This is a genomic window from Blautia caecimuris (assembly GCF_024622975.1).
Lineage (GTDB): Bacteria > Bacillota > Clostridia > Lachnospirales > Lachnospiraceae > Blautia_A > Blautia_A caecimuris.
In genome coordinates this window covers 1-17,783 of the sequence record NZ_JANJZT010000018.1, presented here as the reverse complement: position 1 = coordinate 17,783, position 17,783 = coordinate 1, and the positions used below count along the sequence as shown (strand labels likewise).

Here is a 17,783-nt window from a genome sequence, read left to right as displayed (position 1 = left end):
CAGCGTCAGCGAACAGGATACAAATCCCGTACACTGACGCTTCCTTTCTTTTAAATCATTTACAAATCTTTTTTTATTTTACACTGGTTTAATACGGAATACAACGTCCATATTTCTATCAGAAGCTATTCTGTACTGCTCATGTACAGGAGCACCCCAGCTGTCGTCTCCGCCAACTCCCATCTGCGCCGCAAGAATACGGACCCAGGTATGATGAGGAACCGGAAGCTCCTCCAGATGTGACGCGCTGTCAAGCTGCGCTGCGCTGTATGGAAGCACACTCATTTCAAAAGGTCTGTCCTCCGCCTCAAAGCGCAGACCTTTTCCGTTGTCGTCCATTACCTCCAGCCAGCGCACGCCCACACGGTTTCCGCACTCCTGAGGAACAAGATAGCCGGACATGTTTCCTTTTGCCGTATTTTTGTAAATACCAAGCCTTGCGCCTTCCATACGGTCCACATAATTTTCCTCCGGTCCATAGCCATAATAACGGAAATTATGAAGGGCCTCTTTAAACTGCCATTCCATACCAAAGGCAGGCAGATCCGGCAGATTCTTTCTTCCTTTATAGGACGCATGAACTGTTATGGTTCCATCTGCAAAAGCACAATAGGAAACACTGGATTCCACTTCTCCGGAAACAGGCACTGCAAACTTAAAGGTCACAGTCACAGAATTTTCTCTTTCCTCCGCTTGCACATCACTGACCTTCTGGTACTGTCCGGCGTTCTGCCAGTAGCCGCTGTCAAAGCCAAGAGCGCAGCCTCTGTCATTGTCTGTAAGGGCTCTCCAGTAGGTGACACGGGGCCGTCTGGTGATAAATTCCTTTCCGTTGTAGCAGAGAGAAGCAATCCCCCCCTCTGTTCTGGAAAACATGGCTGTAAAGTTTTCTCCTTTTACTCCGATATTCACATCACCATGAATAATCTGAAGCTTTTTATCCACACAATTTTTCTGCTGTTCTTTCATTTTCCACACATACTCACCAAAGGAGACCTCAAAACTTTTTTCTGCCCATATTTTTTCCCGGCTGAGAACGGCGGAAACCTGAAGTGCATATTCTCCCATCTCCTCACTAAGAGAATCAAGCTCCGGAATTGCTCTGTATTTCTTTTCAAGAGCATTGACCTCTGTTGAAAAGTTTCCTTCCTTTATCACATGACCGTCCTTCAGCAGTTTCCAGAAAAACTCATATTCCTCTGTGGAAATAAAATTGTTTCTGTTTTCAATACACACGCCATTTCTGTCAGGGGTTAATCTTACAGGAGCATAAAGGTGTTTCACTTCCTGAGCCTTTGGAGAAATTGTTCTGTCTGCGTATACAATTCCATTTGTACAGAATTCATAGTCAGAAGCGCGGTCATCAAAATCTCCACCATAGGAAAGTACGGTTTCCCCAAACTCATTGACACGCTCTGCAGCCTGGTCAATGTAATCCCAGATAAATCCACCCTGATATTTCTCATATCTGTCCTCAAGATCTGTGTACAATTTCATTCCGCCGCAGGAATTTCCCATAGCGTGCATATATTCGCAGCTGATATAGGGCTTTTTCGGATCTGAATCCAGGTATTCTGCAATTTCTGCAGGCTTTGCATACATTCTGGATTCCATATCTGTGCTGTCCGCATATTCACGGTTCCACACACAGCCCTCATAATGTACCAGTCTTGTATTGTCTCTTTCGCGGAAAAACTCAGCCATTGCCAGAATGTCCTCTCCTGCATAGGACTCGTTTCCGCAGGACCAGATCACCACAGACGGATGATTTTTGTCACGTTCCAGCATGGAGCAGGCTCTGTCCACAACATTTTCCTTCCACTCCGGCAGACTCCCGGGCACGTTCCAGGAAGGATCGCACTTTCCCATTTTCTGCCAGGAACCATGACTTTCCAGGTTCGTCTCATCAATCAGATAAATTCCATATTCATCACAAAACCTGTACCAGAGACTCTGATTTGGATAGTGGCTTGTACGCACTGCATTAATGTTATGACGCTTCATAAAACGGATATCCCAGAGCATTTCCTCCGCCCCGATGGCTCTGCCCTTTCTGCGGTCAAACTCATGACGGTTCACACCCCGGAACACCATACGCTTTCCGTTAATAAGCATAAGTCCGTTCTTCATTTCAAAACGACGGAAGCCCACTGTCTCTTTCACCACTTCGATCAGCCTGCCATTACCGTCATAAATCCTCACATACAGAGTATAAAGATACGGATTTTCCCCGCTCCAAGGCCTCACTGTTCCAACCTCTCGGGCCTTCACACCTTCGCTGCCCGCAGCTGTTCTTTCCTTATAAAGTACCTCACCCTTATGGTCTTCCAGAACAAGCTCAAGCTCTGCGCCCTCCTCATAGCCCAGAAGCTCCCATTCTGCGGAAAAAACACCTTTTTCATAGCTGTCATCCAGCTCTGCCTTTACAAAAAGATCCTGCACATGGATCCTCGGAACCGCGTACACATATACATCTCTGAAAATACCGGAAAATCTCCAGAAATCCTGATCCTCAAGCCAGCTTCCGCTGCATCTTTTATATACCTCTACTGCCAGCTTATTCTTTTTATCCTTTATAAAAGGTGTAATGTCAAACTCAGCAGGGGTAAAGCTGTCCTCACTGTACCCTACAAAGCTTCCGTTAAGCCACACATAGAAGGCAGCTTCCACACCCTGGAAGGAAAGAAAAAGTTTCTTTCCCTTCAGGCTTTCTTCCAGTTCAAATTCCTTTACATAGCTTCCCACAGGATTGTATTCTCTGGAAATCCTGGGAGGGCGAAGCTCTTCCTGTCCGTCCCAGGGATACATGGTGTTAATATAATGCATATGGTCATAGCCCTGGGTCTGGATATGACCTGGAACCTGAATCCGTCCAAAATGACTGATGTCATAGCCTTCCCGGTAAAAATCTTTTTCCCTTCCGTCCGGATTCTCACTGTAGGAAAAGCTCCATTCTCCGTTCAGATACTGGCGCAAAGGCATTTTTTCTTTCAGCGAAGTTTCTGTTTCCTTCTCATAGAAAAAATGATCCGAATGTGCTTTTATGCGGTTTACCTGAAAAATTCCCGGATTTTCAAGCCACTCCAACGATGCTTCTGTTATTCTCATAAACTGCTGCCCTCCAAATATTTCTGTTTATCATCCTTTTACGGAACCGGTCATGCCTGCCACAAACTGCTTCTGCATCAGGAAAAAGATCAAAGCGGTAGGAACAGTAGCCAGCACAACTGCTGTCATCATCATACCATAATCCGGCGTATAAGAGGAGCCCATTGCAGAAATAACAAGAGGCAGGGTCCTTCTCTCCGGAGACTGCAGAGCGATCAGCGGCCACAGATAATTGTTCCAGCTGTTCATAAAGGTTACGATAATTGCCGCAGCATAGGTAGATTTCATAGTCGGCATAAAGATCTTAAAAAAGATCCCAAGCTCTCCCACACCGTCGATTCTGGCTGCCTCGATCAGTTCCTTGGGAAAGCTTTCTGTATTCTGTCTGAAAAAGAAAATCAGAAATGCCGTGGAGATTCCGATTACAATAACAGCCCCCGGAGTATTCAGCGCAATGGTTTTTAACAGCGGGACACTGTTAAACTTGCTGAACAAACGGAACAGAGGAACCATCAGCGCAGCAAAAGGAACCATCATGGATAAAAGAATAATGTTAAACACACGCTCTCTGCTTTTTGATCTGTAAATAACAAAAGCATATCCTGCTGCTGAAGAAACGATCATAGCCAGAATTGTAGTCACTACAGAGATTATAAGAGAATTTTTAAACGCAGTGGTATACTGCAGGTCTGAACTGAGGACTGCCTTTAAATTCTCCATAAAATAGCTGCCCGGCATCAGAGTTCCCTTTGTTACATCTACAGATTTATTTGTTGCCGCAATAATCATCCAGAAAAACGGAAAAATCGAAACAAAAGCACAAATACTTAAAAATATATACTGAAAAGTCCGAAGCACTTTTTTAGTCATTTTTATCCCCCACTTTCATCTGAATCATAGACAGGATTACGATCAGCACAACCACTACATAAGAAACTGCAGCCGCATAGCCAAAGTCAGGTGAATACTTAAACAGAATATTGTAAATATACTGAGAGATCGTAATCGTAGCATTTGCCGGACCGCCCTGCGTGATGTTCATAGTCTCGTCAAACAGCTGTAAGGTACCGATAGTTGAATTAATGGTTGTAAAAAGAATGATCGGCTTCAGCATAGGAACGGTAATACTCTTAAATTTCTGCCATGCTCCTGCTCCGTCGATCTCAGCCGCCTCATAAATAGAATCATCGATTCCCTGAAGTCCGGCAAGATAAAAGATCATGTTATAACCGGTCCATCTCCAGGTAATGGCAATAATGATCAGAACCTTTGCCCAAACCGGATGAGTGATCCATGCAATGGGTTCACTGATAATATTCAGATTCATAAGAAGCGCATTTACAAATCCGTCTGTAGCAAACAGACTTTTAAAAATAATAGAGTATGCTACAAGGGAAGTTACACATGGCAGGAAGATCGCTGTCCGGAAAAATCCCTTGGCTTTCAGTCCCTTGGTGTTCAGCATAGATGAAATAGCCAGAGCCAGAATGATCATGATCGGAACCTGGATCACCAGATACAGAAGCGTGTTGGTCAGCGCTTTTCGGAATGTAAGATCGTTAAACAATCGTTTATAATTTACAAGTCCGTTAAAGGTAAGCTGATTTCCTGCCCCGGTCTGAAAAGATGTGATAAAAGCCTGAATCATCGGATAAAATACAAACAAAATAATAAGCGCCAGACCGGGCAGCACAAATGTCCAGGCTTTTCGGTTCAGCTTTGGACTGTAGCTGCGTTTTGATTTTATGTTTCCACTCATAATGCTCCTCCTGAAATTTCCTTTTTATCGGACAAAGCAGACCCGTTCTCTTCGAACTCCCCAGATTCCTTAATTCTCAGGGAATCTGCTTCTCTTTGCTCGCCAGATGCAGACTGCCACAGACAGGCATATTCCGTATATATCCGGCCGTATCCTTGCGGAAGTTTTTTTACCGGGAATATTTGTACGGAATGTACTGCTTTTCCGCTAAATGAGAAAGGGACAGGCAATCACATGCCTGCCCCTCTTCTGTACCAGCATATATTAGTTGGCAACAGCGCCCTCAATCTGTGTCTGATACATCTCAAGTGTCTCATCCACATCTGCACCGCCTACAATTGCCTGAACCACCTCTGTCATAATATCCTCGATTGCATAGGTATCTTCTCCGTAATTTACAGCCGGAACCTCATTTGTCCACTCTGCAAAATCCTTAAAGATTTCCTGTCCGCCATAGAACTCAACACCCTTGTTGTAGTTTTCTGCCTCGCTGGAAGCTTTCAGTGTGCTGACAAGGTTAATGTCAACTGCAAGCTGGTTCATAAGATCCACATTAGATGCAAAGGTATCTTTCAGGAATGCTTTAGCTGCGTCCTCATGACCTACATTTTTCAGTACATACCAGCCGGCGCCGCCAATGGAAGATGCATTTACAGAAGCTTCATTTTCTGCCATTCTCGGGAATGGAGCTACTGCCCATTTGCCGCTCTGATCCTCTGCGCCTAATACAGAAGGAGAAATCCAGCATCCTGTCGGTACAGAAGCAACTTCACCACTGTTAAATGCGCCTACGAACTGATCCCAGTCTGCAACCTGCTTGGAAATTCCGGAATCAACAATTTTTTTGTATGTGTTGATGGCATCCTTTAATGCCTGGTTATCTTTAATTGTCACGTTTCCTTCAGCGTCTGTATACCATGCGCCTGCGCTCTGAAGCATCATACGAATCTGTCCAAGGTCACTTGGATCAAGTGTCAGCATATATTTGCCTGTTTTTTCCTGAACTGCCTGGCCGATCTCAATGTATTTGTCCCAGGTAAGATCCTGCATATCCTCTGCTGTGTATCCGGCTTCTTCAATGTAGTCTGTGCGGTAGAAAACTGCCGCTACACCGGAATCGAAAGGAATTCCGTACATTTTTCCGTCAACCTGGTTTACACCTGTTTTATACTCTGCGAACTCATCCGGAGAAGCAATATCAGAGAGAACTGCGAACTCGTCCGGGTATGCGTTCAGGTATCCCTGGATTCTGTAGTCCTCGATCAGTACAATATCCGGAAGACCTTCATAAGAGCCGGAAGCAAGGCTTGTATTTAATTTTGCAACAATATCATCCTGAGCCATTGTTACAACATTCACTTCCACGTCAGGATTTGTTTCTGCATACATTTCTTTTGCAACATTTGCAGCCTTGATATTAAATGCCTCATCCCATGCCCAGATTGTAATCTCATCTGCTGCTTTCTCTTCTGCACTTACAGTCGCAGTTGCTCCAAACAACATGGTTCCTGCAAGTAAAACCGCTGCCAGTCTTTTCAGTTTCATAATTTTTCCTCCTTAATCACGTTTGATCCACTGTTCTTTTGATGATGCTATCTTATCATAGTTTATTCAAAAACTTTTAATAGAATCTTCACCGGAATTTGGACTTTATTTGGATTTTTGGTTGCTGCAAATGTAAATTTGGATTATTTTTATAAATTGGGATTATTTTAAGATTGATCTCTATACATGAACAAATACAAAATTTTGAATAACAAAATCTGTAATATGCGAACATAAAGAAATTCTGGACTCTATATATGCATCTCATAAAGACAAAATAATGAGGATTTATACACTTTTTCAAATTTCCTCAATTTTGTTTTCCTTCGTTTCTTCCCTGCCTGTCCTGATCTGTCTGTCTATGCTTTCCGCCGGCTCCGGAAAAACTATCACTTTCATTTCCTGATAATTCTTCAATCATGTCCCATATCTCACGCATAGACATATTCTGCAGTTCCTCCGCAGTTATATCAGAGTCAAGCTCCCGCAGTTCCAGAAACGCCCTGTATCTTCCATGAGAAAGTCCTGCTTCGTGAGCTTGTTCCACTTCCTCAGAAGATGCGTAATAGCAATGAGTATTTTTCTGAGCTTCCGTGCAGGATTCTATATTAGATAAAATTTCTGTGGACTGTACTTCATTTTTTCCCGCAACGGATATAGTCATGATCTCATTGCGAGATAGTAAAGCTTCGACTTCTCTGTTTTCCATAATACGGTCAACTGCTTCTTTGTAATCCATAAACTTAATATCCAGCTCATCTGCCAGATTTTTTCCATCATCATTATAACCTTCCACGGAAACAATCCGGTCAAAACGGTTGACGCCCAGCTCCATTGATGGATTGATGTCGATGCTGATTTTTACCGTGGGAATAAAATAAAACTGCCTGCCTCCTAAAAACAAAAGAAGCAAACATGCGGCCACAGAAAGCACGCGTTTGTAATTCACAGCTTTTGTCTGCGTATATCCCCTTGTTTTATAAAAAATATACTCACTGGTACTGTGTTTCAAGCCATCCTCTGCCTGTACCTGGTCAAAAGCCTGTTTTATTTTTTCACGCATCTACATCACCTCCCAGCTTTTCCCGCAGCAGGTGCCTGGAACGAGTCATCAAAGTATAAACTGTATTTACATTCTTTTTTAAAAGTCTGCCAATTTCCGGTGCTGTATACCCTTCATAATAATGCAGATAAACAACATCCCTGTATTTTGAGGGAAGTGATAAAACGGCCTCCAAAACCTCCTTGTTTTCCTCCTGCATATCCGCAGCCTGCTCCAAAATCTCGTCCAGAGAAGTAATACGACTGCGGAAAAAGCTTTTCAGCAGATCTTTACAGGCATTAATGGTCACGCGGATGAACCATGCCTTTTCATGCTCTTTATTTTCAAACACAACAGAACTAAGGACATATTTTAAAAACACTGTTTGAAATATGACCTCAGTATCCGCATAGTTTTTCAAATGTATCATACAGAGACGGCGTATCATATCCGAATATTCCTCCACCGCCCTGTTTACTTCCTGTTCATTCCGCATGAAAAATCACCTGTTATTTTTTGTTTCTGCCGCAGAAGCCTCTCCTTCCACCTGAGCTTTTTTTTACTGTGCGATTGTCACAGATTCCGTCATTATCGACATCTGTATAGTTTTGTCCGTTGCTCCCTCTTCCACAACGGCAGTCCCTTGAATCTGTATTACAGTTGTCGCAGATTCCGTCATTATCGGTGTCTGTATAGTTTTGTCCATTGTTCTCTCTTCCACAGAGACAATTTCTTGAAGCTACGTGGCAGTTGTCACAGATTCCATCGTTGTCGGTATCTGTATAGTTTTGTCCGTTGTTCTCTCTTCCACAGAGACAGTCTCTTGAAACTGTGTCACAATTATCACAAATTCCGTCATTATTGGTATCCATAAATCTTTTGCCATTTATGTTCTGGCAGAAATTCTCTTCTGCACATACACTGCGATTTCCGCAAATACCATCATTTCCGATATTTCTGTGGTGTCCGCCACCCCTGTGGCTTCCTGCAAAAGCCATAGCTGTTCCAATAAATAATACCATTCCTGCTGCAAAAATACCAAGCATTGTTTTTTTAATCCTTTTTTTCATAAATAAGTTCCTCCTTAATCTCATTATGGAATATTACCTGTTCATCTATAATACGATTAAAAAGGGAAAATCCATTCATTTCAGGATTGTTTATTTCACATAACATATTTCCACATAACAGAAAAACCCCGGAAACCTTACGGTTCCGGGGTAATCTTACGCTTGGACACAAAGTTATCTTACGATAACACTATATATAATTTATCTATTCTATTCGCAGTACACCTCGATTCCGCTACGCTTCATCTCGGTCGGGCATTCGCCCTGTAAGTCCTTCGTCAAATATCCTCATACGAGTAAACTCGCATCGGATATTTTCCTCGTCCCTACACTGCTCATTGCTTATCGAATATTACTCGATAACTGTAGCAACACGGCCTGATCCTACAGTACGTCCGCCTTCACGATACTTTAATCCCGTTTTACCTCATATTTTTTATGTTTTCTCTCCAAAATACAGTGAAAAACGGCTGAATTGCACCACCTATTTTGATTTGCCTGATTTCTTGGCACCGTTTTGGCACCGTTTTGGCACCGGAGAATACTCAAACCGATTCTCTTCTGTAGATACTAGATACTTCTCTACCAACTTTATATTGCACCGGTAATTTTTAACTGTTATAATCGAAACATGGGTGCTACCATAACGGTAGGCGGTTAGTCCTTCAACAGAGGGTTGCAGAGTGCCAGTGGCACTCGTTTTGCAACGACCGAAGTGAAACGGAGACCTGTGACCCTCTGATTACATAGAAACCCGAAAGGGAATCCACTGGAAAGGAGGGCTAAGCCAATGAGTATTGTTGACTTCATAGCAGTAGTGAGCTTCGGCTTAACCTGCTTTAGTATCGGATATACATTAGGCAAAGATAATCATAAACCACAAAAATAACCGCCCTGGTCTGGTAAACTAAGCGGTTATCTTTGATAGATATTCTAAATAGTAAAACGGACTAACCGTCTATCGGTAGCACTCTTTTTCTATAATCATATTAGCACGCATCTGTGGAAATGTCAAAAAGTTCTTTTTCCATAGTATGTAATACGAATTTGAAAATACTTATAAGCCCAAAAAATACACCAGTACCAGCTTGGTCACAGCAGCTCCGCCAAAAGCAACAACTGCAGTTACAACTAATTGCATAGGTTTTGGGAAATTTTCGAACACAAAAACTTTCCTACTCTTGCTCCGCACCTTGCTTAAAGATCCTGTCGTAAATGCTGCCATCATTATGACTGACACAGATACCAAGGTCTCACAATAGCCGGCAAGCTTTCCTAACACATCATTATACATATATGCACCTGTTTCATGCAGAATCCAGTATAGAACCAATGCACAAACTCCCATGACACTTTGGAGCTTCATTTCCTTAAAAATCTTCTCTTTCTCTGTAGTTGCATAATCTGACATTGTTTTAGCAATTTTTCTTTCTTCTTCGTTCATCATCTCGCTTTTCCTTTCTCCACTGATAATCTCAGGAATGCTGATATCATAATAATCTGCAATATCCACAAGAATACTGATATCCGGCATATTGTTTCCGGTTTCCCATCTGGATACGGTCCTTCCAGAGACATTTAATATTTCTGCCAACTGCTCCTGTGTAATGCCTTTTTCTTTGCGAAGTTTTTTTAAAAAATTCCCGATTTTTACTTGGTCCACCTCAACTCCTCCTTTCATCATCAAATATAGAATCTGTTATCTGCAAATAACACGACACAAAGCGAGAAATGTCGTATTTTCACTAATAGACACAGTTGTCTATGCGTTTTTCATTTTTTCAATTATACAGTCGAGTAGACTAAAGCCTTGCAACTTTAGCCCCTCACAGATCCGTACGTGCGGCTTTCCCGCATACGGCTCCTCATAATAACATTCACTTTAATATAAGCAATAGTACGTCTTTGGTTTCGTAAGCGGATAACACTTTAGCATTTCCCAAAAACCACCCCATGTATAGGCTCTTCTGCAACCTCGACGATTTACCGCTTTAAACAGGAATTGTTGTACTCTATGTAAGAATGCACATAATCTTCTATAATTCCATGTTACTCCATAATAGCGATAGTGACCTACAAGCTTTACATTCAGCTCTTTTATGATTTCTCTGACCGGACGGTTCCGATTATCATATATCCATAGTTTATATTCTTTCAGCTTACGTTCAAACTTCTTTCGAGATGTCTGCAACTTTAATGCAAATGTTCCCTTTCTCGTTTTTCCGCAATAGAAAGTAAAACCTAGAAAATCGAATGCTTCTGGCTTACCTATTCCTCTGGATAGTCTGTTGGTTTCTGCAAATCTCCCAAATTCAATCAACCTGCTTTTACTGCTTTCCAGCTCAAGATTGAATTGTTCCATCCTCTCTTTCAGGGCTGAATAATACCACTCTGCTTCTGATTTATACTGGAATCCAGCTACAAAATCATCTGCAAAATTCACCAGAAAACAGTCTCCTTTTAACGTCTTTTTCACCACAAATTTAAACCACAGCGTTAACACGTTATGCATGCAGTGTGTAGCTTAATCCATTGCTTTCATCATAAATGTGCTTTTTCATCGTCTTATCTCTCCATTCCTCTGTTTTGTGTTTTATTTTTCTTACGCTGTTGATTCTCCATTTCACTCTTTCGGGCACCCCAGGCCAATCTTTCGTGAATACTTCCTTTGGGCATTTGCTCCATTTGTCTTTTTTCTTCTAACGCTTTCTGCTCTCGTATATCTTGCTGTACCGCATCCTCTACAACATTTTCCCCAAGAACACGCACTACCCGGTCATATCTGTCGGAAACACCCTGCAATTCTTGTTTTTCCTCAGATAACTGCTGTTTTTCTTCACGCACTGTATCTAACGCTCTCTGCACTCGGTTATATGCCTGCTTGATTTCCTGATATTTGTGTTTCCAATTTTCTACTTCTTTTGTAAGTTCTTTGACCTGGGCAGCCATTGCAGCAATTTTATTTTTCATTTGGGTAAACAGTGGTTTTATTTTTTTATCCCGGTAAGTTGCTGCACGTTCTAATGCACCAGCTTCCGGAAGTAAAGTCTTTACTGTCCCATATTCCTTTATTTCTTTGCTGACATTATCCATTACCGGTTGTAACCGCTCTCTACGTTCTTCCAGATTGTGCAGATCTTTCTCAGCTTTTTCCGCACGCTTCTCAGCCTCCTCTTTATCTTTAACTGCCTGCTCCTCATCATCTTTTAAAAGCTGGATATCAGCTCTTACTTCCGCAATCTGTGCAATCAGTCCTTCATTCTCAGCAGTGAGATATTCTTTTTCCTGTTCCAGTGTCTGTACTTCCTTTTTACGCTCTTTCTTCTTAAAATTATAAACATCAAGATGCTCCTCATGTGTCCCTTTCTGCTCCCATTCAATTCCATGCTGTCGTGCAACCTCTGCAAGCACTTCTTTTTCATGGTTGATCCACTGATTCAACTCTGTATCGTGTTTGTTCCCGCCTTGAAATCCCAGGCTTTTTAATGCCTGCTTCAGTGAAACCCTGGTATCCATTCCTTTCCCTTTCCAGCCAGTTACATAAGGAACAAAATCAATATGCAGATGCGGTGTAGCTTCATCCTGGTGCAGATAACAGCTAAATACATGAAGTGTTGGATTTCGTTGCTGAAAATTCTTTACATACTCATCCAGTACTTTTACCGCCAGGTCTCCTTCTGTCGTTCCCACAGCCATATCTTCTCGATTTCCAATCTGGAAAATCACTTCATGGAACAGCTTTTCCTGCTTTCCCTGACGAATTTTTTCATAGTAATTTGTAATCTGCCGGTCCTTTCTTTTTCCCACATTGTACCGTTCCACAGAATCATCAAACAACTCTTTATATACTTCTTTCAGATTTTCATTCTGGTAACAGATATTCAGGTGTACTCTGTCTGGGTCTACATTTTCAGCTACAAAATCCCGTCTGTTATGAGCCAGCGATCCAGCTCCAATCATGCCGCTGATCGTTCTTCTCATCATTATGCTCCTCACCTCTCCTTCTAAAAAGCGTGCCAGATATGGCACATAATTTGTATTTCCGCCAACTATTGCGATTATAAGAAATCTTCGCCGGATACGGCGGTTTTGTTACTTTTGTCAAAAGTAACGCAAAAGCACTTTCGACAGCCGTACCGTCCATCAAAAGTACCCTTGCGCCCTGCCGGGGGCTATTTCTCCTGCGGTATGTATCCGCATATCCTATTCCGGTATTCTCGCCCAGATATATTCCAAATCTCCGCAGTACGGTGTTCCTACCAGATACCATTCCCTTGCCGGATTCATCTCCATTCTGGTCTGAACCCACTGATCATCAATCAGTACTTCCAGGCATTCCCCACAATGAAATCCTGTATCAATCCATAAATCTGATGACAATAAACCATATCTGTCATTACTGCTGTTATAACCTAATCTTCCTTCTCTCATTGCTGTATGCTCCTTTCTATTGTCCTACTGTAAGGACGCCCTGATTCAGGGCTCCCTTTCGCAACCTATAATTTACCTATAAACAATCGGGTAATCTATAACCTCTCGTCTGTATCTTACCGGCTTTCGCCTTGTCTGATATTTACAGGTGCGTGACACGCTCCTGTTATAAAGTGATCAGCAAGAATCTCTACCAACGAAAGTTTTCCGGTATTCCCTTCCTTTCCAGGTATTCCTGCCTGGACTTTTCTCTTTCTTCCTCTGTTAGTGCTGTTTTGTACCTGCTGTATAGCTCCCGATCTATCATTGCATTCAGTTTCTTTTCTAATCCTTTCCTTATTCTTTCTTCGCCCTCGTAATTCTCCATCAAAAAATATTGCAAAATCTGAAAGAATAACTCATATGGAATCTGCACATTTCTATTTTTCATCTGATCTCCTTTCAAGGTGGCAAGATGCCCTATTCTTAAAATATGGTCATCTTGCCATCTTCCTTTTCTACTCTGACAACATCCAATACCACTGATTTCCACGTTTTACGGAATCTATTCCCAGTTCCATTTTTGCATTTCTCAGTGTTTTCTTTTTAATTCCCAGTTTTTCTGCTTCTTCCTCAATTTTCTTTTGTGATTTCATTCATTTTTCTTGTTCCAAAATAAGGAACAATGTGTTTGTTCATCATGTGCTGCTTATTCCGGATTGAATTTTCTTTCAATTCTTTTCTCTTGTCTTCAAAATAAACTTCGATGAAACTTCCCATCTCCATTTTCATATCCGCTGCAGTCTTTCTTATGAATTCCTTTTCATAATTCAATGCTTCTTTCTTTGTCTTGAACCCTCTTTTCAGCTTCTGTGTTTTCTTTCCTGTCCAGTCAATATAACGGAAGCTTACATACCAGGTTCCCTGTGTTTTGTCCTTGTAAGCTGGCATCTAAAAACCTCCTTCATACTGCTCTCTGAGAGCATCCATAAAATTTTGTTTCCCAGTAGGGACGTGGAATCTTCCACGAACTGCTACATATCCTTCCTTTGCCAGTTCATCATTGAACTACTTCAGAATAGAATATGCTTTACTGCGTTTCACACCTAATTCTTCCATGACATCATCAACAGTCATCATATAATTAGTTCTCATATTGTCCTCCTTTCCAATCACTTTTGTGACTCTTTTGATGTTTTCTACTATAATTCACTTTTGTGCTAGAATAGAATTACAAATATTATTAAGGAGGCAGCATTATGGTAGGTAAAAAAATCCGGGCATTCAGGGAATTTAGAGGATACAGTCAGATACAGTTAGCCGAGCTGTCCGGCATTAACGTAGGTACGATCAGAAAATATGAACTTGGAATCCGGAATCCAAAACCGGATCAGTTAGAAAAGATAGCAACTGCACTGGGATTAAATGTAAGTGTTTTTCTGGATTTTAATATTGAAACAGTCGGAGATGTACTCTCTCTGTTGTTTTCTATTGATGATTCAGTGAACCTCTCACTTGCTGAAACACCTGATCAGAAGGTTGCGCTGACATTCAATAATCCTACAATGCAGGACTTTTTCAGGAAATGGTGTCAATTTAAAAATGTCTATGAAAAGGAAAAAACTGAAATATTAGCTATTGAAGATGCTGATAAAAGACAGGAAGAACTGGATAAGCTGAACGCTACACAGGAAGAATGGAAATTACGTGCAATGGGAACCACGATAGGTTGTCATACTGTAATCAAAAAGGGAACCGAAGGAAATGAGATTAAAACGTATAATCTGACTTAATTTTTTGCAAAATAAAAGAGCCCTTTTGAGCTCGGAACTTTTGGTGGTCTGGGTGGGAGTCTGCTTAGTATGTTAAACCGTGCAACCATTACACCTCACCATCGCATACTCCCAGACCAAATAATAATATATATTCTTTTCTCATCGAATCAAGTCCTTTCTTGCAAATATGTTTAACTGCATCATAAATCAATCCAGAAACTAGGCAATTCGACAATGCTCCCAATATTGGTTTGATGGTGTTTGGAATCGAACCAAATCCTGTTACTAACTGTGTTATATTTATATTGTACCAAGCCGCTAGCGCGGCGGCTAGCCCTAAGTACGTGAAACCACTACTTTTTTCTTAAAATTTCATTTTTTAGAAAATAAAAGTAGCAGTTTTTTTATATATGTTTTATTGTTGAATCACCACAAGACAACCTAAAACAATACAAGAAAACTGCTATGCTTATGTTACCATGGATTTTTAAACTCAACAACCACATATTTCAATTTTATATATTTTTTTATCGTCCTCCTCCTGAAAATAGGACCGTTCGTATTTTTCCAAATATTTCATTCTATTTCAGGAGGTTCTATTATGGACGATTATTTAAAACAGTACCGGGAGATGATCTCCCTCCGTGGTCTTACCGACCATACCCTCACAGCTTATTCCTCCTACATCTCCGCTTACCTGGGATATCTCTCTGATATCCTCGGCAAATCCCCGGAGGAGGTTTCCTGGGCCGAACTGCGGGATTTTATCCGCTGGCTTCAAAAGGAACGGCAGCTCTCTGACCGTACCGTCAATGCCTGTATTTCCCAGCTGCGTTTTTTTACCACTTATGTCCTGCGCAGGACCTGGGATCCGTACCAGCTTCCATTCCGGAAGTTTGATTCCTATCTGCCTTTTGTTCCCACCAGGCAGGAAATGCAGACCTTCCTTTCTACAATTACAGACCCGAAATTCAAAGCACTTCTCTGCCTGATGTTTTCTTCCGGTCTGCGCATTGGGGAAGTACGCCATTTAAAATGCCGTGATATTGAACATTCCAACGGAAGGATCCTCATCCGTTCTTCCAAAAGCCGTTCTTCCAGATACGCCCAGCTCTCTGAGACCGCCTGGCAGCTCATCCTCCGGTACTGGTATTCCCTGCCCGGGCAGGACCGGCCCCGGGATTTCCTTTTCCCACAGAAAAGGGATCCTTCCAGGCCCATCGACCACCAGCGTATCCCGGATTACATCCGTTCCCACGAGAAGGAACTGGGATGGGAACACCGCTTTACCTGCCATACTTTCCGGCATGCTTTTGCCACTTATCATTATGAGGACGGGACGGACCTGCTTACCCTCAAAGCCCTTATGGGACATAAAAGCATCAATTCCACTGCCATCTACGTCCACCTTTCTTCTGGGGCTTTTTCTTCTTCCCCAAGCCCCTTTGAAAAGATGGGAGGGATGCTGGATGAATAACCCGAAGATCCGAAGTATCTCGGAAAACTCCTATCAGGATTTCCTGGACCAGGGATCCCGTCCCTCTTTTGTACAGCAGAAAGCTTCCAGGTCCATCCTTTCCTGCAAGTCCGGGGCACTGGGGATCAACATTTCCCAGTGTCCGGACTGCGGACACCTTGAATTCCACAACAATTCCTACCGGAACCGTAACTGCCCCAACTGTCAGGCGGTAAACAAGGAGATCTGGGTGGATAAGCGCCGGGCGGAAGTCATCGACGCCTCCTACTTCCATGTGGTCTTTACACTTCCACATGAACTTAATCCCCTGCTCTACTGTAACCAGCAGCTTCTCTATACACTCCTGCACAGATGCTACGCCCAGACACTTTTAGAGCTCTCTGCTGATAAAAAGTGGCTCGGTGCAACACCCGGGATCATCCAGGTACTCCATACCTGGAACCAGGAACTGGATTACCATGTACATATGCACTGTATTATTTCCGGCGGCGGCCTTACACCGGAGCATAAGATACGGGTATCGGAAAAGAAGTTTTTTATCCCAGCCGGCGTCCTCAGGGATAAATTTAAAGGAAAATATCTTGCCGGGCTGGATTCCCTTTATAAAGAGCAGCAGCTTGTGTTTTCCTCTTCCTGCGAAAAGCTCCGGAATTCCTATGAATGGTCGGAATTCCGGGACAACCTGTACCGTAAGGAATGGTGTCCCTATATCAAAGAAACTTTTAACGGTTTTGGCAACGCGATCGAGTATCTTGGCAGGTATACCCATAAAGTTGCCATCTCAAACAGCCGTATCCTGTCTGTTGATGACAGGAAAGTAACATTTTCAGCCCGAGGGAAAGCTCCCGGAGAACCACGCAGGACTGTCACTCTGGACAATACGGAATTCATCCGCAGGTATCTGATGCATGTGCTTCCTGACGGCTTCCAAAAGATCCGCTATTACGGCTTCCTGAATAACCGGTACAAGAGTAAAAACCTGAAACTAATCTTTACTCTGCAGGGGCATCAGCGTTTCCATGCCAGATACACAGGACTCTCCATGGCTGAATTGCTAAAAGCAGTCTGGAAAGTGGATATCTGCATCTGCCCGGAATGTGGCTGCCAACGCATGCAGCACATAGGAAAGACATATGGTACTTCCTGACCTGCAACTGTTTCTGCTAAATATTTCTTTAACAAGCCTCCGGAAGAAGGCTTTAAAAGCATGCCTTTTTTCAAAAATGGCTTCCAGGTTATCATGATTATCATTAGAAACACCTGCATCCCGGCTTCCATTTACGACAATTTCACCAGATGAAAAGAATACTTTCCCCATATACATCCTGGCTATCAGTCCGCGGCTTGGTACAATTTTGAAGAATCACATTTAGAGCAGTTCTGCTTTTGTTCAGAACTGCTCTTTTCTGACTGCTCTGAATATGATACTTCACTTAAGAAGTATAACATGGTTTTAAAAATTGTCAATTTTTTTATATTTTGTTATCATTCTGTTATCACAAGCGGTTGTCAGGATACTCGTGTTAGTGATTTCATGAGCTGTCACCAGATTGCTCACATCAGTTGACGCTCACTTGCTTAACTTTCTGTCACCAGT

General features: G+C 42.3%; 17 protein-coding genes. 3 read left to right on the top strand and 14 right to left on the bottom strand.

The genetic code is table 11. The features are described from left to right. Positions 1–78: 78 nt before the first annotated feature. From NSA57_RS11870 to NSA57_RS11805, 14 genes are all read right to left on the bottom strand, one after another. Positions 79–3,108, bottom strand: a complete 3,030-nt coding sequence (locus NSA57_RS11870) for a beta-galactosidase, LacZ type (RefSeq protein WP_257464952.1) — start codon at positions 3,106–3,108, stop codon at positions 79–81. A gap of 30 nt (positions 3,109–3,138) precedes the next feature. Beyond that, positions 3,139–3,978, bottom strand: coding sequence for a carbohydrate ABC transporter permease (locus tag NSA57_RS11865; RefSeq protein WP_147600200.1), 840 nt, complete (start codon positions 3,976–3,978; stop codon positions 3,139–3,141). Beyond that, the gene (locus NSA57_RS11860; protein WP_257464951.1) at positions 3,971–4,867 is read right to left on the bottom strand and encodes a carbohydrate ABC transporter permease; all 897 of its coding nucleotides are present in this window, start codon (positions 4,865–4,867) and stop codon (positions 3,971–3,973) included. Before NSA57_RS11860 ends, NSA57_RS11865 begins: the two co-directional genes overlap by 8 nt. Positions 4,868–5,131: 264 nt before the next feature. Continuing rightward, complete coding sequence (locus NSA57_RS11855; protein WP_257464950.1) at positions 5,132–6,412, bottom strand: ABC transporter substrate-binding protein; 1,281 nt, start codon at positions 6,410–6,412, stop codon at positions 5,132–5,134. Between the two features lie 310 nt (positions 6,413–6,722). Continuing rightward, on the bottom strand, positions 6,723–7,475 hold the full coding sequence (locus tag NSA57_RS11850; RefSeq protein ID WP_257464949.1) for an anti-sigma-I factor RsgI family protein: 753 nt from the start codon (positions 7,473–7,475) through the stop codon (positions 6,723–6,725). Further along, positions 7,468–7,950 carry an RNA polymerase sigma factor gene (locus tag NSA57_RS11845; RefSeq protein WP_257464948.1) on the bottom strand — a complete coding sequence of 161 codons (483 nt, stop codon included), beginning with the start codon at positions 7,948–7,950 and terminating at the stop codon, positions 7,468–7,470. Before NSA57_RS11845 ends, NSA57_RS11850 begins: the two co-directional genes overlap by 8 nt. A gap of 13 nt (positions 7,951–7,963) precedes the next feature. Then, positions 7,964–8,524: a hypothetical protein gene (locus tag NSA57_RS11840; RefSeq protein ID WP_257464947.1), complete on the bottom strand. Its 561-nt coding sequence runs from the start codon at positions 8,522–8,524 to the stop codon at positions 7,964–7,966. A 1,057-nt stretch (positions 8,525–9,581) separates the two neighbouring features. Continuing rightward, a complete protein-coding gene (locus tag NSA57_RS11835) occupies positions 9,582–10,187 on the bottom strand; it encodes a helix-turn-helix domain-containing protein (RefSeq protein WP_257464946.1) in 606 nt (201 codons plus the stop codon). Between the two features lie 219 nt (positions 10,188–10,406). Then, positions 10,407–10,967 (bottom strand): RNA-dependent RNA polymerase family protein, encoded by a 561-nt coding sequence (locus NSA57_RS11830; RefSeq protein WP_330671339.1) that lies wholly within the window; start codon positions 10,965–10,967, stop codon positions 10,407–10,409. A gap of 122 nt (positions 10,968–11,089) precedes the next feature. Beyond that, on the bottom strand, positions 11,090–12,508 hold the full coding sequence (locus NSA57_RS11825; RefSeq protein WP_257464944.1) for a plasmid recombination protein: 1,419 nt from the start codon (positions 12,506–12,508) through the stop codon (positions 11,090–11,092). Between the two features lie 219 nt (positions 12,509–12,727). Further along, positions 12,728–12,955, bottom strand: coding sequence for a DUF5348 domain-containing protein (locus NSA57_RS11820; RefSeq protein WP_257464943.1), 228 nt, complete (start codon positions 12,953–12,955; stop codon positions 12,728–12,730). Positions 12,956–13,145: 190 nt separating this feature from the next. Then, positions 13,146–13,385, bottom strand: a complete 240-nt coding sequence (locus NSA57_RS11815) for a complexin-2 (RefSeq protein ID WP_257464942.1) — start codon at positions 13,383–13,385, stop codon at positions 13,146–13,148. Positions 13,386–13,452: 67 nt separating this feature from the next. Further along, entirely contained in the window at positions 13,453–13,590 is a 138-nt protein-coding gene (locus NSA57_RS11810; RefSeq protein ID WP_257464977.1) for a hypothetical protein, read from the bottom strand. Beyond that, entirely contained in the window at positions 13,568–13,885 is a 318-nt protein-coding gene (locus tag NSA57_RS11805) for an Arm DNA-binding domain-containing protein (RefSeq protein WP_257464941.1), read from the bottom strand. The genes NSA57_RS11810 and NSA57_RS11805 overlap by 23 nt, the downstream gene beginning before the upstream one ends. Positions 13,886–14,193: 308 nt before the next feature. Between NSA57_RS11805 and NSA57_RS11795 the strand changes: the two genes are divergently transcribed. The 3 genes from NSA57_RS11795 to NSA57_RS11785 all read left to right on the top strand — a co-directional run bounded on the left by NSA57_RS11795 (position 14,194) and on the right by NSA57_RS11785 (position 17,333). Next, complete coding sequence (locus NSA57_RS11795) at positions 14,194–14,727, top strand: helix-turn-helix domain-containing protein (RefSeq protein ID WP_257464939.1); 534 nt, start codon at positions 14,194–14,196, stop codon at positions 14,725–14,727. A 583-nt stretch (positions 14,728–15,310) separates the two neighbouring features. After that, positions 15,311–16,186: a tyrosine-type recombinase/integrase gene (locus tag NSA57_RS11790; protein ID WP_257464938.1), complete on the top strand. Its 876-nt coding sequence runs from the start codon at positions 15,311–15,313 to the stop codon at positions 16,184–16,186. Next, on the top strand, positions 16,179–17,333 hold the full coding sequence (locus tag NSA57_RS11785) for an IS91 family transposase (protein ID WP_257464937.1): 1,155 nt from the start codon (positions 16,179–16,181) through the stop codon (positions 17,331–17,333). Before NSA57_RS11790 ends, NSA57_RS11785 begins: the two co-directional genes overlap by 8 nt. Positions 17,334–17,783 lie beyond the last annotated feature (450 nt).

Coding starts and splice junctions, on each gene's coding strand:
- NSA57_RS11870 (WP_257464952.1), bottom strand. CDS start 3,108: ATGAGAATAACAGAAGCATCGTTGGAGTGGCTTGAAAATCCGGGAATT.
- NSA57_RS11810 (WP_257464977.1), bottom strand. CDS start 13,590: ATGAAATCACAAAAGAAAATTGAGGAAGAAGCAGAAAAACTGGGAATT.
- NSA57_RS11785 (WP_257464937.1), top strand. CDS start 16,179: ATGAATAACCCGAAGATCCGAAGTATCTCGGAAAACTCCTATCAGGAT.
- NSA57_RS11860 (WP_257464951.1), bottom strand. CDS start 4,867: ATGAGTGGAAACATAAAATCAAAACGCAGCTACAGTCCAAAGCTGAAC.
- NSA57_RS11805 (WP_257464941.1), bottom strand. CDS start 13,885: ATGCCAGCTTACAAGGACAAAACACAGGGAACCTGGTATGTAAGCTTC.
- NSA57_RS11855 (WP_257464950.1), bottom strand. CDS start 6,412: ATGAAACTGAAAAGACTGGCAGCGGTTTTACTTGCAGGAACCATGTTG.
- NSA57_RS11795 (WP_257464939.1), top strand. CDS start 14,194: ATGGTAGGTAAAAAAATCCGGGCATTCAGGGAATTTAGAGGATACAGT.
- NSA57_RS11820 (WP_257464943.1), bottom strand. CDS start 12,955: ATGAGAGAAGGAAGATTAGGTTATAACAGCAGTAATGACAGATATGGT.
- NSA57_RS11790 (WP_257464938.1), top strand. CDS start 15,311: ATGGACGATTATTTAAAACAGTACCGGGAGATGATCTCCCTCCGTGGT.
- NSA57_RS11845 (WP_257464948.1), bottom strand. CDS start 7,950: ATGCGGAATGAACAGGAAGTAAACAGGGCGGTGGAGGAATATTCGGAT.
- NSA57_RS11815 (WP_257464942.1), bottom strand. CDS start 13,385: ATGAAAAATAGAAATGTGCAGATTCCATATGAGTTATTCTTTCAGATT.
- NSA57_RS11840 (WP_257464947.1), bottom strand. CDS start 8,524: ATGAAAAAAAGGATTAAAAAAACAATGCTTGGTATTTTTGCAGCAGGA.
- NSA57_RS11825 (WP_257464944.1), bottom strand. CDS start 12,508: ATGATGAGAAGAACGATCAGCGGCATGATTGGAGCTGGATCGCTGGCT.
- NSA57_RS11850 (WP_257464949.1), bottom strand. CDS start 7,475: ATGCGTGAAAAAATAAAACAGGCTTTTGACCAGGTACAGGCAGAGGAT.
- NSA57_RS11865 (WP_147600200.1), bottom strand. CDS start 3,978: ATGACTAAAAAAGTGCTTCGGACTTTTCAGTATATATTTTTAAGTATT.